We start from the raw sequence: 14963 nt of genomic DNA, 5'->3' as shown, positions 1-14963 counted from the left end.
AATTGTTTAACCATTGACCATCCAATCGATAACGGGGATAACTGGTCCAATGATGCATAAGAGCAACATAAATCCGGCGATGTTATAAGACACACTGGTACCGAAATGCGCACGATATTTTTTGGCGATCAAGAAGGCTGGAATCCAGAAGAGGGCTGCTACTACAAAAGGAATGTGAAGTCCTTGAGTTCCGTTGCTATAAATAGGTATGTTTATTAAGTTAAAAAGATAATGACTGATCATAAAATTTGTTTTGCCCCATTGGAAGTTAAAGGCGAGACCCATCAATAGTACGAGTAGAGAGAGCGTTCCGAGGCCCAGTGGTTTTCGTTGTGTTGTCATGTGATATCCTCCATAACCAAGTATTTATCCTAAATTAATCCATTAATGTATTGTACCACAATACTGATTTATGCGAAGAGGAATTGATTCACTTTTGTTGATTACAATTACATCATATGTCCTATTGCCTTCATAATTTATACATTCTTGCGAATTTGACGAGCCTCCACTAATCGACAACATCAGCTAATCATAATCGATATAATACATGTACATAAGTTGTTTGATGTGAGTTTTATGTCAAAGGGGGCGAGGCTGTTTGCTTAGTTACACGATGAAAATGGTGATATTCCCGCTAGGTTGTCTGCTTGTCATTCTGTCCTCTTATGTTCTCAGGCTTACCCCTCATATGGCAATAATGTCACTTTCGGCGACATTATTGGTAGCAAGTATTTATGGGGAGAGACGATACCCTGTGCTGCGAAAGTTTCAGTGGATTTTCCTCGGGATATTCCACTATTTTAGTGAACTGAACTGGTGCAACATGCTGTATTATATGCTCATTATTTCAATGATCCAGGACAAACCACGGTTGGCGCAGACCTTGCCGATTTCGTTGCTGCTTATGCTGCAATATACGGTGATTCGGCTTTCGTATGTGCCTGTAGATACATATGCTTTGCTGGTTTCGTTATTTGACCTGTTAACCTCAGTTGTTATCATTTTTTTGTACCATACCTTGATCAACAGTGAGGTAGAGAAGCGCAGGCTTCGGGAAAAGAATCGGTTCCTGACCCTGCATGATCCGCTTACCGGACTGTTGAATTACGAAGGTTACATGGAGATGTTACATAAGACAGTAGAAGAGCAACGGTCTTTTTTGCTTGTCCTTTTGAACGTCAATAACTTTAGCGGCTTTAAAAAAGATTCAGAAGATCCTTGGTGTACGGTAATCACAGGTACAGGTCAGATGATCAGCAATCATTTCACCGAAGCTTATGGCATATCCCGGTATGCAGGAGACCGATTTGCAGTCGTTTTGCCAGAGATACAGGATGTGGAAGAACGAATGTCGTCACTGCTATCCGTGCAGCTTCAAGGACTCCAGGTAAGCTACAGCATCTCTCTGTACCCGGAAATGTCGGATTCGTTGCAGCACTTTATGACGGTAGCCGAGGATAGGCTGCTTCAACAACAGCGCAGCAAATGGCTGAAAAATGAAGAAGAAGTATTTCGTTCCGAAAGACTAAGGGCTGTAGGTGAACTGGCCGCGGGTATGGCTCACGAAATTCGGAATCCGCTTACCGCAATTCGGGGATTCCTGCAGCTGTCCCGTGGACAAGCGTTTAATATCGCGCCATGGTATGAAGTGATTATGGGTGAGGTGACGAGAGTAACCGATCTGACGGCTGAATTTTTGCAGTTTTCCAAACCACATGCCAATCACATGAAGCCTGAACATTTGGGTCACTGCCTTGAACGCGTGATGTCTTTGACCGAGTCAGATGCGGCATCCCGAGGGCATCAAATTACGCTTGAAATGACTAATGAGCCAGTTGTGATCATCATGGATCGAGATAAAATTGTGCAGGTATTGATCAATCTGATTCGTAACGCTTTTGAAGCAATGACAGACCCTGGTGAGGTTCATATGGATTTGTTGCAGGACGGAGACGCAGTACTCATTTCAATTACAGATACAGGAAGCGGCATTCCGGAAAATTCACTATCCACAATCTTTAATCCATTTTATACAACCAAAGAAGAAGGTACGGGACTTGGACTTGCGCTCTGCCAGAAAATCGTTCAGGATCACAATGGTAAAATTACCGTCCATAGCGAAATGGGGGTTGGTTCCACCTTCACGCTTCATCTGCCAATGGAGACGTAAATCATATAACTTACCTAGAGATAGCAATAACATAGTCATTAGACAAAATCAAAAAAACGCCGCATGGGTCCTGAAGAACCCCATGCGGTGTTTAGTATTTCAATTAATAAGTTAATGTGTGGAGTCGACATCGGTTCAGATCATTTTAGCTATATAAGAGTGTGACTTCAAATTCAAGTAAGCGATATGATGATGGTGGTCAGCGTATAAAAGTTTGAAGTTCAAGCCGGTTGAACCTGGCGAATGGGTAGTCGATTTTCTAAGGAACATAGGACGTCTTATTTGGCCTTCAGGTCCTTACTTTAATTTGTAAGAAACTTCAGACACGTTATTTCCCAACATCCCATGAAAAAACGCTGAAAATGGCTGTTTATTTGGATATAACGTGTCTCAGGTTCTTTAGATTTCTGAGGGAGCTTCAAAAGCTTGAATAAGGCGCCTCAGATTCGTTAGCTTACGCTCTTGCTCTGCTCAACCGCGAGCTGGACGATGTCCTCCAATCCCGCCCGGCACGGAGTGGAGCTTTTCATTTGGAATGGAGAAAATCCGCTTTTGTGGCGTATTGATCGCTTGTTCGCACGCGAAGGACATGTCCTCGCACATTCAGGATACAGCGCATTCGCTTTCTCCAGACGCGCTAAGGTCCGCTTCGGCGTGCAGTAGCTTTGCAGACACGCTTTAGTTAGACTTATTGAGCTGTCCCTGATGTAACTGATAGTAAAATCCTTGTTGCTGCATCAACTCGTCATGGCTGCCCCGTTCAGCGATCTGTCCATCATCAATGACGAGAATCTGATCGGCTTCACGAATCGTGCTCAGTCTGTGGGCGATAACAAAGCTGGTACGGTCTTTCATTAAAGTGCGCATCGCTTCCTGGATCTTCATCTCTGTACGTGTATCAATGCTGCTTGTTGCTTCATCCAGAATAAGAATGGCCGGATCAGCCAGAATTGCCCGGGCAATGGTCAGCAGTTGTCGTTGTCCCTGACTCAGGTTGCTTCCCCCGGAAATGATGGGGGTATCGTAGCCCTGTGGCAGTTTGCAGATGAACGAATGTGCATTCGCCAGCTCCGCCGCTTGTCTGATCTGTTCATTGGTTGCGTCCGGCTTGCCGTAGGCGAGATTGTCGCGAATGGTACCCGAGAACAGGTAGGCATCCTGAAGTACAATGCCGAGTTGCCGACGGAGTTGATCCTTCTCCAGTTCCGAGATGTCACATCCATCGATGGTAATCCGTCCGCCTGTAATCTCGTAGAAACGGGGCAACAGGTTGATAATGGTCGTTTTACCTGCGCCGGTGGGTCCAACAAGTGCAATCATCTCACCAGGTTTTGCAGTAAAACTAACCTTCTTGAGAATGTCTCGCTCCGCACTATACCCAAAAGAGACGTCTTCAAATACAACTTTACCTTGAATCTGGTCCAGTTGTTTCTTCTGTTCCTCTACGTATTCGCCAGGTGTATCCATAATGTGGAACACACGTTCAGCACCTGCGATTGCAGCCTGAATGAGATTGTACTGATTGGCCAGATCGTTGAGCGGCCGCTCAATCTGGCGGGAGTAAGCGAGAAAGCTGACGATCAGTCCGATGGACGTCATTTCATGGTAAGCCATCCATCCACCTACAGAAGCGAGTATGGCAAACCCGATATTGTTCATCACGTTCATCGTGGGTCCAACCAAACCCGAAACGGTCTGGGCCTGTGTGCTTGAGGTGCGCAGTTTCTCGTTCAGGTTCTGAAAATGTTGATGTGCCTGATCCTGGCGGTTATAGGCCGCTACGACTTTTTGTCCAGCAATGGTTTCCTGAGCATACCCATTAAGCTCACCAAGTAATTTCTGCTGGGCGGTGAAGTGTTTGCGTGTTCTTGACGCGATCAGGCGAGTGGCGATGGTAATCAAGGGTACAGTCACCAGACTGAGCAGGGTAAGCCGGACATCAAGTGCAAACATGATCGACAAGGAGCCAACGAGCAGGATGGCACTGGACATCAATTGGGTTACGCTTTGATTCAGCGTTGTAGATACGTTATCGATATCATTGGTGGCCCGGCTCATCAGGTCCCCGCTTTGATTTTTATCAAAAAAATGGATAGGCAGCTCTTGCAGTCGGGAGAACAACGCATGTCGCAGATCTTTGACGGTCAGTTGGGAGACACCAATCATGACATAGGATTGAGCCCACATCAGGAGTGAGCCAAGGACATAAACACTCAGCAAAAGAAGACATTCCTTTAGCAAACCCGCTGTTACTTTGGGCACGATATGTTCGTTAACGGCGCGGCCGAGAAGATAAGGTCCTGCCAGATTGAGCAGTGTTCCAAGAGCCGTCAGCACTAATGCAGCGATAACTCCTTTGCGATGACGTCCCATATACGACCACACCCGAATCAGGGCATGGCGAGCATTTTTGGCTCTGACTTTGGGGACAGGTCCTCTTCCCGCTGGTCCGGGTCTTCCGATGGGAGGCACGACCGTTTGTTGTATGGAGGAAGATGCAGGTTTAGCCAAATTGAACATCCTCCTTCCGTTGCTGCGAATAAAAGATGGCTTGATAGTGTGATGAATGAGCCATAAGGTCATCATGTGTGCCCCTGGCAACGATCTGTCCTTCATCAATAACATATATACAGTCTGCATCCTTCACGGAGGAGATCCGCTGTGCAATTAAAAAGGTCGTGCTGTCTTTCATCAAAGATTGCAAAGCCTTCTGAATGCTCGCTTCCGTACGCAGATCCACAGCACTGGTGCTATCATCCAGAATCAGTACTTCCGGTCGCATGAGCAGGGCACGTGCAATGGATATCCGCTGTTTCTGTCCACCGGACAGATTGACCCCGCGTTGACCCAGCTCCGTGTCATACCCATCTTTCAGTTTCATAATAAAATCATCCGCTGCCGCAGCTTGTGCCGCAGCACGCAATTCAGCATCTGTTGCACCGGGCCGGCCGAAACAAATGTTATCCCGGATGCTGCCGCTGAACAGGATGGATTCCTGTAGCACAATGGACACACGGCTGCGAAGATCCTGAAGATCCCAGTGGCGAACGTTCACTCCATTCACGAGCACTTCACCCTGCGAAGCATCGTATAGACGGGGAATCAGCTGCACCAGCGAGGTTTTGCCTGAACCTGTTGAACCGATCAGGGCCACTTTCTCACCCGGGCGAGCCTTCAGGTTAATGTCAGTGAGTGCATGGTCTCCGTCATAACGGAAAGATACGTCTCTGAACTCCACTTGACCGCCTGTGTGGGAGGGAAGAGAAGACGTTTGGTTTCGGGACTGATCACGAGTAGACGGGGATGACTGTACATTCCCGGAGTTATCGGTTCCCGATTGAATATCCGGCTGTGTATGTAACACCTCGTTGATCCGTGCAGCAGATACCTTGGCGCGGGAGAAACTCATCATCATCATGCCGATCGACGTGAGGGAAGAGAGTACAACCGTGACATAGTTGATAAAAGCAATCAGATCTCCGGCAGCAATATCGCCTCCCACTACCTGGAAACCTCCGAACCACAGCACCGCTACAATGGTAGCGTTCAGCATCAGGCTAAGCACGGGTGCATTCAGTGTGACGATCCGCCAAGCTTTGACGGCGGTTGTAGTGTAATCTTCGTTGGATTGCTTGAACCGTTTTTTCTCCAGACGTGCACGTGCAAATGCCTTGACGACACGAATGCCGGCAAGATTCTCCTGAAGCACGGCGTTGACCTGATCAAGTTTGTTCTGCACACTGGCGAACAGCGGATAGGAAGCTTTTATCAGAATAAATAAAATAATAAACAGCACCGGTACAGTCGCAATAAGAATTAAAGCCAGCTTTACACTGATCGTAAACGCCATGATGATACTACCGATGATTAGCATTGGTGAACGGATAAACATCCGTAGCAGCATCTGTACAAAGGTCTGCATCTGGGTAATGTCACTGGTCAGACGAGTGATCAGAGATCCTTCCTGAAACGTATCCAGATTGCGGAAGGAGAAGGTTTGAATATGGTCAAACAGTTCCTGGCGCAGATCTGTGCCGTATCCAACGGCAGCATTACTTGAATAGAGTGTACAGCCTGCGCCGCCAACCCAGCCGATTAACGCAACAAGTAGCATGATCAGACCTGTAGTCACGATATGGGGCAGATTCCCTGCAAGTACACCATCATCCACGATGCTGGACATCAGCTTGGGCTGGAGCAGGTCCATGGTAACCTCAAGTACCATGAGCAGTGGGGCGAAGATTGCCGCCGACTTATACGGGGTCAAGAATCGTTTTAACGTCCACAATAGGGAATCACCTCAATCTTCATAGCATAAGTATTTTCTTTTAAACGATGTCGCGAGTCTGCATCACCTCAGGTCTCACGCAGGTTTTGGAGCATACGCTGTGCAAGTGCAGACATGATCTCGGATTCTTCCGGTGTAAAATCTTTCTGGGCCTGCTGTTCCAACTCCTGAATCACTTCTCTCAATTCTTGTAGCGCAGAGCGCCCCTGATCCGTCAGGTATACCCGCAGACTGCGCATATCTTTTGGGTCTGCTTCACGTCTCACATAACCGGATGATTCCATGCGCTTGAGCATCACGGTTACCGTTGCGGGACTGCGCTGAAGTTGTTCGGCCAGGTTTTTCTGGGATTGGCCATCTTCCCGTTCAAGCTGGAACAGCAAAGGGGGCTGCCCCGGGTATAACTCGGGGTGGTTCACAAGTTTCTCATGAACCTTGTAGCGTTTCAGTTTCACGAGTTCGGATAGCTGCCCCATTAACCTATCATTTTGGACTGGGTTCATATCATCTACTCCATTTCTACCTTCATTCCATCTTCTCGGTACTGAAAACCAGACTTTTTGAACACGCAAATTTAGTTAGTCGACTAAATAAATTTTAAGTTCGATTTAATATATCGTCAAGTGAATACAGATCATTTATTTTGAATTTAAGGTATTTCCGGGTCGATTGGCTGGAAAGTAAACAAGTAAAATAGATAAGAAAAAAACAAAAACCTCTACTTTGAGCGGAAGAGAGTAAAATAACTAACTCTGTTCCGGTCTCTAAAGAGAGGTTTTTTGGTATTGTCACACGTTAGTGTTGAGTGTACGGAAACTTACTTCTTGGAGAACATTTCTTTGGCTTCATCCATGGCCATTTTATTACCGATAGATGAGTAATCCAGCCAAGGCTGTGCACCAATCGGGTAGACATGGCCGGCTTTGACTGCTTTCAGGCCTTGCCAGATCGGATTGTTTTGCAGTTCCTTGAACATGGTCTGGGCTTCATCATCCGAATTCACAACTACAAAGATCGCATCTGCATCATAGTCCGGCAATATTTCACGGGAGACGACTTGATACGGTTTAGTCGAATCGATATCTGTGATCCCTTTGGCAGGAGTCAGACCGAGATCCTCATACAAAATGGGACCCACGGGACGGCGTGTACTGAATACACGCAATTCTTTGGCAGTAACACGGATTGCCATCACAGTCCCATCACCAATGGTGTCGTTAATGAGGGACTTCACTTCTTCCGTTTCGGTCGCGTAGTCCTGAATGTATTGCTCGGCTTCCTTCTCGCGATTCACGAGTTTGCCAATGTCTTTCAGATGGTCGCGCCATGTACCGTCATCCAGATTGAAGACATGCACCGGAGCAATTTTTTCGAATTTGGCAAGATCACCACCGGAAAATTCTTCGTCCAGATAGATCACATCGGGTTTTAGGGCAAGCAAAGCTTCCATATCCGGGTCTTTAACCGGACCAAGTGGCGTTGTATTTTGAAGTTGATCAGCAACATGGGACAGGAAACCTTTGGCTTCGCCACCGATAACGGAACCAACCGGAGTAATGCCAAGAGACAGCAGATCATTGGTCAAGTGAATCGACATGGAGGCAATACGTTGCTCTCCCGAACTTGCACTGTTGTCTTGATTCTTGGTTGAAGTATCCGTAGACGAACCACCAGAAGCAGATGATGAATTATTGGTCGTTCCACAGGCTGCAAGCACAAGCACCAGACAGATACTCATGACAAGCATAAGATTTTTCTTTAACATGGGTAGTCACATTCTCCTTGAACATCTCTTGGATGTCTTTATTGTTTTTTTGAAAAAAAGATCACTTGCTTCGTACTAACAGGTACAAAAAGTAAGGTGCACCAATCGCAGCAACCACCACGCCTGCTGGAATGGCGTTAGGCTGAAAGATCGTTCGCCCGATCGTATCGGCGGTCACCAGAATAACCATACCGATGAGCCCGGCGGCTGGAATCAGATGCCGATGCATCGGACCCACAAGTCTACGCGCCAGATGTGGCGCTGCCAGACCGATAAAGCCGATTCCACCAGCCATGGATACACTAACGGCAGACAAAGCCACGGCACAGAGCAGCAAAATAATACGCTGGGATCGGACAGGCGTCCCGATACTGGTTGCGGCAGCATCTCCAAGATTGAAGGCATCGAGCGTTTTGGATCGACTCCAAATATAAGAGATACATAACACCACCCAAGGAAGCAAAGCTTGCACATGAATCCAATCCCGGCCCCAGACGCTTCCTGCCAGCCAGCGAGCGGCAAAGGAATAAGTGTCTTCATCCAAACGCAGGGATAGATAGAGTGTTAACGCATGGAACCCGGCCGCTACCGCGATTCCCACCAGAATCAGCTTAATGGGCGATACGCCGTTGTGCCGATCATAAGATAACAGCATGATGATCAGGGCAGCGGCCACACTGCCTGCAAAAGCAAACAACGGAATCAGCAAGGCCACAGAGCCATCCATCGTAAAGGAGAGACTAACAAACACCATTAGTCCAAATGCTGCCCCTGCATGCAATCCCAATATGCCTGGGTCCGCCAATGGATTGCGGGTGATCCCTTGCAAGGCTGCTCCGGCAATACCAAGTCCCGCTCCAGCCAGTACAGTTACCAGGATGCGAGGCAGTCGGTAATCAAACAGTACAATCTGATCATCCGAACTGCCATTACCAAGCAAAGTCTGTAACACAGCCACTGGGGAGAGACGAATGGTTCCCGTGTTCAGGCTGATCACAATAACGGCAATGGCGATGCAGAGCAGCGTGATACTGACGATTATCGAACGTTTACCTCGTGAAGGTGTATTAAAATTCATCACTACAAGGCCCTCCTTTCTTTACGGGCCAGATAGAGGAAGAACGGTACACCGACAAAAGCGACCATAATGCCTACCGCTAGCTCCTCGGGCGGGTTCACGATGCGTGAGCCCAGATCGGCGAGCACCAGTAATATCGCTCCAAGTAGAGAAGACATCGGAATGATAAGTCGATAATCCACACCCACCAGTTTGCGTGAGATATGAGGGATGACGAGTCCGACAAATCCAATCGAGCCCACTGCCGACACGGACACACCAGCCAGCACAACAACCGCTGCAAGGGCGAGAAATCTCGTCCAGCGCAGGTTGATCCCGAGATTAATCGCTACTTCTTCACCGAGTGACATAAGCGATACACGCCGGGCGAGTGGCATAATCAGTACTAGTGTCACGAGCAGTACGGGAAGAATTAACTTCAGATGCCGCCATTCAATTCCGCCAAAACCACCCGCATACCAGAAGGCCAGATCCTGACTCAGATCAAAATAAATGGCAATGCCTGTGCTGAGCGAGGTAAACATGGCTGCAATAACGGCTCCGGCAACGGTCAGTCTGATGGAATTCAGACCACCAGGTGCTGCCATTCCAAGCAGGAAGATAAGCAGTGTGCCCAGAACAGCCCCCATGAATGATAAAAACATAATCCAGCCGTATGGCAGTCCGGGCCAAAAGGCAAAGCTCAGTGCTACGACAAAAGTGGCTCCAGCATTGATGCCCAGAATGCCCGTGTCTGCCAGCGGATTACGCGTAATACCTTGCATTAAAGCTCCTGCAACGGCAAAGGCAGCGCCGATAATAACCGCGGCAAGGACACGAGGCAGCCGCAGTTCATGAATAATCTGATGTGGTGTCAAAGCTGGGTTGTACTGAAATATGGCAGCCCATACGGTTTCCAGCGTTAGCCCTTTGGCACCTAAAGAGATTGCGACAAACATACTTAGCAGCAGTATGGCTATGGCAGACAAAAACGTCAGCCCAACGGTCACTGCAGATTTTCTTGAATTAGACGGACGATGTGGCAGTCCCGGATGTTGAATACGGGTCACTCCTTTGGTACCAACAACGTATTTCATTGTTATTGATTATCATTATCAATTAGTGATCATTATAGAATCTTAATTCAGGCCCGTACATGGCATAAATTAAGATTTTGGAGATGGACATTTTTTAGATTACAAAAGTGAAGGTTTGTTCGTCAACATAGAGAGCGCTTCATCGAGCTGGATGTTGATGGAATATGGAGCATATACGACCCATGAGTTCCAGTCGATGAGATGTACACGTCCGTTTTTTACCGCAGGATGGCTGTTCCACAGTGGATTCGAAGCCATCTCTTTCAACAGTGTTGCCTTTTCATGCATAGAATTAATCGCCAGTACCAGCACATCTGCCTCCAGTCCGTCCCATTCTCCTGGTGTGAAGGGCAGCCAGTTGAATCCAACGCCGGGAGATTTGCCAGCCAGTTCGGTCTGAATACGCTGAGGAGCGGCCAATTGCAAGGTTCGATAAAAAACATGTCCAAAGTTCCGATGGCTGTACATCCGTGGACCTTTAGGCGTTAACGTGCCAACGGCAACGGTGATGTCCCCGACGAATTCCTTGATTTTTTTGCGTGCACGCTCTGCCTTGCGTTCATGTCGATCCAGCCAATCTGTGGCTGCTTGGGTGCGATCCACAATGGATGCAATCTGATGCAGATGACCAAAGACGTCTGTCTGGTTCCAGGGAATCGTGATGATGGGTGCGACATCGCCAATATGCTCCATCGCTTTGGCAGCTGAATTGTCCTTGGTCAGAATCAATTCAGGATTCACATCCAGGAAAGCCTGACGTCCCTGTTCCCAAGGTTCATAGGCGTGGAAGGGCAGCGTCAGCGATTTGGGCATATGAGGAAGATGGCCTTGGATCTGAGCTGCGCATGGCGTGATACCAAGTGTCATCAGGTGGTCCGTGTATGGATAGGAGAGCGACACGATATTTCGGTGGACCTGCTTCGAATAGGAAGTTGGCGCATAACCGGCATGGTTCCGGAAACGTCTGCTGAAATAAAATTCGTCACGGTAACCCACTTCACGAGCCACATCACGGATACGAAGATCGGAAGTGAGCAGTAATTCCTTGGCCCGGTTCATACGCAGATGAGTGATGTATTCAATCGGATTTTTCTGCATGCGGCTCTTGAATAGCTGCGAGTAATAGGACGGGTGCATGTCAGCCAGTTCAGCCAGCTTTTCCAGTTTGATCTCGAGCATATAGTTTTCGCGCATGTATTGCAGGGTGGACCTGAGCCACTGTTCGGGTTCATCCTGCCCAGCCCCCACGTCAGTCTGGTCTTCTTGAGGCCAGAGCATATGTAACAGTTCCGTCAGGAAGAGCTGTGCTTTCAAGCCTGTTTCCAAACCTTCGTTGGTTAATTGTGTAAGCTGTGCGGCAATGCGCTGTATACCGTAAAATGGGCCCTGAATCCAGCCTGTAACAGGGGAACTGAGCTCACGTTCGTAGATTCGTCTGGCTTTTGTCTTCTCCGTAGCCCGATACAGATCAAAGTGAATGATATACAGTTCAATATCATGGTCTTCATCACTAATCAGTTCAATTGCAGTTCCTGGTGTGCATAGACAAGCTGATTTGCGAACCACGTAAAATTTGATCCCATTCATGATCAGTTGGCCTGTGAATTTGTGCATGTATATGAAGGTATGATGAGCTAGCTCAGTTGTGGACCAGTGCCATTTCCCACGGGTTATAATATGTTCTGCCTGACGAAGTTCGATCAGAGTATCATTCAGGAATGCATCCAGGCCTGCTCGGGTTGAGGATTCCTTGGGACTTGTCTGCTGATGCAACATGTGTGGATTCATGCCGTTGTGGACGGTACCGGGGATGGTAGTCATGGTGTTATGCGTCCTCCTTTCTTTTGAACAGTTTAGGTAATGATTGAATCTGGAACGCACCATATTTTCTCGGACCTGAACGTCTTTCTTGAACGTCTATTGATGCGTTTTGCATGATGTTATGATTACTGGCTGCCTTGTCAAAGCGCGTTTGCAGTATAGTCAGATGTTTTACGAATAGCACAGGGTATATGATCCCGTTATCAGATGTGATCGATAGTTTAACCAGATTGTCGCTAGTTACAAGTATGTTTACGGACAAGACTTCTTGGCCCTAGTCTGCTGATAATCTTAGCAAATCTACTGGAGAATTGAAATGTACACAGATATGTTCGAGGCCCTGATGAGCTTGAATTCTATTGAAAGCACATAATCGAAATCGTTTTCTGACGTAAGCGTTTCTTTTTGGTAAAATAAAGGGGATAACATGTTGGCCTGATCTGAATCATTAACCTTTTCAACTCAAATTGCAGTAGGGAGGCTTTAATATGACAGAAGTAGTGGGACGGGACAAAGTACGCTGGGGCATTATGGGCACGGGATGGATTGCATCCCAGTTTGCAAGGGATTTGGAACATGCGGGAAACGCTGTGAAAGCAGCGGTAGGTTCACGGACAGCCGGAAGCGCGGAGAAGTTTGCAGCTGAATATGGTTTTGCACGCGCTTACGGTTCTTATGATGAGATGCTGCAAGATCCTGAGGTAGATATTATCTATGTGGCAACACCTCATCCTGTGCATAAGGAGAATGTAATGGCTTGTCTGGAGGCAGGCAAGGCGGTGCTCTGTGAAAAGCCGTTTACGATGAATGCACGTCAGTTGGAGCAACTGGTGGAGACGGCACGGGAGCGTAACCTTTTTCTGATGGAAGGGATGTGGACACGCTTTCTGCCACCGATTGCTCAAGCCAGAGCATGGATTGCAGAAGGACGAATTGGTGAAGTGCGTTTGCTCCAGGCAGACTTTGGATTCCGTGTCGGCTGGGAGCCGGAAGGAAGGTTGCTTAATCCGGATCTGGGTGGGGGAGCTTTGCTGGATGCAGGGGTGTACCCGATCTCCTTTGCATCGATGATCTTTGGCGAACAGCCCCAGCATGTATGGAGTACGGCCAATATCGGTGAAACGGGTGTGGACGAGCAGTTTTCCGTATTGTTGTCCTATTCCGAGGGACGTTCTGCATCACTGAGTGCTGCCATTCGTCTGAACCTTAGCAATGAAGCAGTTATATACGGTACGGAAGGCAAGATTCGTCTACCTTTATTCCTGGCGGGCAAAGAAGCCTATCTGCATGTGAATGGTCAGGACGAGCCGGAGAAGTTCACGGATGATCGAACATGTATTGGTTATGCTTTTGAGGCAGAAGAAGCGGGACGCTGTATCCTCGAAGGTCGGACGGAGAGCCATACCATTAAACTGGATGAATCCTTGGAAATCATGAAGCTGATGGACACGATTCGGGGCCAGTGGGGATTGCGTTACAAATCGGAGTAACAGACAGGAGCTGACGTGTGATGGTGAAGATTCTGATATCCGGGTTTGAACCTTTTGGCGGGGATGCGGTGAATCCGACTGGGGCGTTAATGGAAGCTCTTGGAAACGAAGTGATCGAGGGTGCTGAGCTAAAAACAGTACTGTTGCCCGTGCACTTTGATGAATGTGCAGACCTGCTGATCGCAGAGATGGAAGCCTATCGGCCAGATGTCGTCATCGCCTGTGGGCTGGCCAAGGGCAGAACATCCATCACACCGGAGCGGATCGCCGTGAATGTCAAAGACATTCCGCCAGGCTCCTACGCGGATAACCAGGGACAGCGCCCTGTGGACGAGCCAATTGTAGATGGCAGCCCGGACGGCTTGTTTGCCACTTTGCCCATACGTGCCATGGTGAATGACATGTCTGCAGCAGGCATTCCAGCTGCCGTGTCCAATACAGCAGGTACATATATCTGCAACAACACGATGTACCGGGTGCTGGATTACATTCGAGTAGGGCAACTTCCGATCCGTGCCGGATTTGTACACTTTCCAGCCTCCACAGAGATGGCGGTGTTGCAGCCTTCCGTTTCTTCGCTACCTATTCCCATGATGCTGGATGCACTGCGGATTATGATCCGCACGGTTGTGGCTGATTCGTAGGGGATGGTTCCGATTGTTCGGCTGCGGTTGCAGCAGAACGTAGGCGATGGTTGGTTGATTCGTAGACCGCCGTTGTAAGAGGGAGAGCAGTGGGTTGGGAAGGGTTAAAGTAGGTTTTAGGATGACGTGGAGAGCGTGGAGTTGCATGGGTTTCTTTCCGCTTCGATCTTGGGTTGAGTAGAGTGATAGATATGAGTATAAATATGAAGTTGAATATAAAGTGAAAAAAAGAGCTGTCCCATCGTCATAAGTCTGACGTTAGGGGACAGCTCTTTCTATTTCGTGTGTCATGTGTAGTGTAGTCCAACATGGCTAGTGAGGTCACTAGTCTGCAGCAAAGTATCTTGATGCAAGTATTTCGCCAAGTTAAAAATTAGACACTAAAACCGCAAACCGCAAATCCGAAACCCGGTAAGGCTTATACAACTTTTGCTGGAAAGTTGGGTTCAGCGAAATAGGTAAGGGGAGTTTAAAAGACGGACTCTGATTGGTGACCCTCCTGAATACGACCTATACTAATCCTAAGTAACCAAGCTCTAAAAAAAACAAAACGCAAGGACACCGCCATCACCCTGGCTAGCTAAGAAGTTTCTATCCCCAAATGTACCCTATGCAGGACTCTAACGAA

The 14963-nt window shown here is 48.0% G+C and carries 11 protein-coding genes; 3 read left to right on the top strand and 8 right to left on the bottom strand.

From position 1 onward, the window contains the following. Positions 1-6: 6 nt before the first annotated feature. A complete protein-coding gene (locus QF041_RS14950) occupies positions 7-342 on the bottom strand; it encodes a hypothetical protein (RefSeq protein WP_307414743.1) in 336 nt (111 codons plus the stop codon). Positions 343-757: 415 nt separating this feature from the next. Here QF041_RS14950 and QF041_RS14945 point away from each other — a divergent pair, with 415 nt between their 5' ends. Further along, positions 758-2173: an ATP-binding protein gene (locus QF041_RS14945; RefSeq protein WP_307414742.1), complete on the top strand. Its 1416-nt coding sequence runs from the start codon at positions 758-760 to the stop codon at positions 2171-2173. A gap of 678 nt (positions 2174-2851) precedes the next feature. Here the strand turns inward: QF041_RS14945 and QF041_RS14940 are convergent. The 7 genes from QF041_RS14940 to QF041_RS14910 form a co-directional block, all read right to left on the bottom strand. After that, on the bottom strand, positions 2852-4693 hold the full coding sequence (locus tag QF041_RS14940; RefSeq protein WP_307414741.1) for an ABC transporter ATP-binding protein: 1842 nt from the start codon (positions 4691-4693) through the stop codon (positions 2852-2854). Continuing rightward, entirely contained in the window at positions 4677-6461 is a 1785-nt protein-coding gene (locus QF041_RS14935; RefSeq protein ID WP_307414740.1) for an ABC transporter ATP-binding protein, read from the bottom strand. Before QF041_RS14935 ends, QF041_RS14940 begins: the two co-directional genes overlap by 17 nt. A gap of 68 nt (positions 6462-6529) precedes the next feature. Further along, positions 6530-6964, bottom strand: a complete 435-nt coding sequence (locus QF041_RS14930) for a MarR family winged helix-turn-helix transcriptional regulator (RefSeq protein WP_307414739.1) — start codon at positions 6962-6964, stop codon at positions 6530-6532. A 314-nt stretch (positions 6965-7278) separates the two neighbouring features. Next, positions 7279-8226 (bottom strand): iron-hydroxamate ABC transporter substrate-binding protein, encoded by a 948-nt coding sequence (locus tag QF041_RS14925; RefSeq protein ID WP_307414738.1) that lies wholly within the window; start codon positions 8224-8226, stop codon positions 7279-7281. A gap of 61 nt (positions 8227-8287) precedes the next feature. Further along, a complete protein-coding gene (locus QF041_RS14920; protein ID WP_307416973.1) occupies positions 8288-9304 on the bottom strand; it encodes a FecCD family ABC transporter permease in 1017 nt (338 codons plus the stop codon). Between the two features lie 2 nt (positions 9305-9306). Further along, positions 9307-10380 (bottom strand): FecCD family ABC transporter permease, encoded by a 1074-nt coding sequence (locus QF041_RS14915; protein ID WP_307414737.1) that lies wholly within the window; start codon positions 10378-10380, stop codon positions 9307-9309. A gap of 99 nt (positions 10381-10479) precedes the next feature. Continuing rightward, complete coding sequence (locus QF041_RS14910; RefSeq protein WP_307414736.1) at positions 10480-12201, bottom strand: AraC family transcriptional regulator; 1722 nt, start codon at positions 12199-12201, stop codon at positions 10480-10482. 488 nt (positions 12202-12689) lie between these two features. Between QF041_RS14910 and QF041_RS14905 the strand changes: the two genes are divergently transcribed. Continuing rightward, positions 12690-13691 carry a Gfo/Idh/MocA family protein gene (locus QF041_RS14905; RefSeq protein WP_307414735.1) on the top strand — a complete coding sequence of 334 codons (1002 nt, stop codon included), beginning with the start codon at positions 12690-12692 and terminating at the stop codon, positions 13689-13691. Positions 13692-13711: 20 nt separating this feature from the next. Continuing rightward, positions 13712-14335: a pyroglutamyl-peptidase I gene (locus QF041_RS14900; protein WP_307414734.1), complete on the top strand. Its 624-nt coding sequence runs from the start codon at positions 13712-13714 to the stop codon at positions 14333-14335. The last annotated feature ends 628 nt before the right edge of the window (positions 14336-14963 follow it).

The sequence above is a fragment of the Paenibacillus sp. W2I17 genome (assembly GCF_030815985.1).
In the GTDB taxonomy this organism is placed as follows: Bacteria; Bacillota; Bacilli; order Paenibacillales; family Paenibacillaceae; genus Paenibacillus.
The sequence above is the reverse complement of the archived record's forward strand: the minus strand, read 5'-3'. Positions and strand labels throughout refer to the sequence as shown.

What these genes read in the sequence shown, in the direction of transcription:
- QF041_RS14930 (WP_307414739.1), bottom strand. Translation starts at nt 6,964, where the DNA reads ATGAACCCAGTCCAAAATGATAGGTTAATGGGGCAGCTATCCGAACTC.
- QF041_RS14920 (WP_307416973.1), bottom strand. Translation starts at nt 9,304, where the DNA reads ATGAATTTTAATACACCTTCACGAGGTAAACGTTCGATAATCGTCAGT.
- QF041_RS14905 (WP_307414735.1), top strand. Translation starts at nt 12,690, where the DNA reads ATGACAGAAGTAGTGGGACGGGACAAAGTACGCTGGGGCATTATGGGC.
- QF041_RS14915 (WP_307414737.1), bottom strand. Translation starts at nt 10,380, where the DNA reads ATGAAATACGTTGTTGGTACCAAAGGAGTGACCCGTATTCAACATCCG.
- QF041_RS14940 (WP_307414741.1), bottom strand. Translation starts at nt 4,693, where the DNA reads ATGTTCAATTTGGCTAAACCTGCATCTTCCTCCATACAACAAACGGTC.
- QF041_RS14950 (WP_307414743.1), bottom strand. Translation starts at nt 342, where the DNA reads ATGACAACACAACGAAAACCACTGGGCCTCGGAACGCTCTCTCTACTC.
- QF041_RS14900 (WP_307414734.1), top strand. Translation starts at nt 13,712, where the DNA reads ATGGTGAAGATTCTGATATCCGGGTTTGAACCTTTTGGCGGGGATGCG.
- QF041_RS14910 (WP_307414736.1), bottom strand. Translation starts at nt 12,201, where the DNA reads ATGACTACCATCCCCGGTACCGTCCACAACGGCATGAATCCACACATG.
- QF041_RS14925 (WP_307414738.1), bottom strand. Translation starts at nt 8,226, where the DNA reads ATGTTAAAGAAAAATCTTATGCTTGTCATGAGTATCTGTCTGGTGCTT.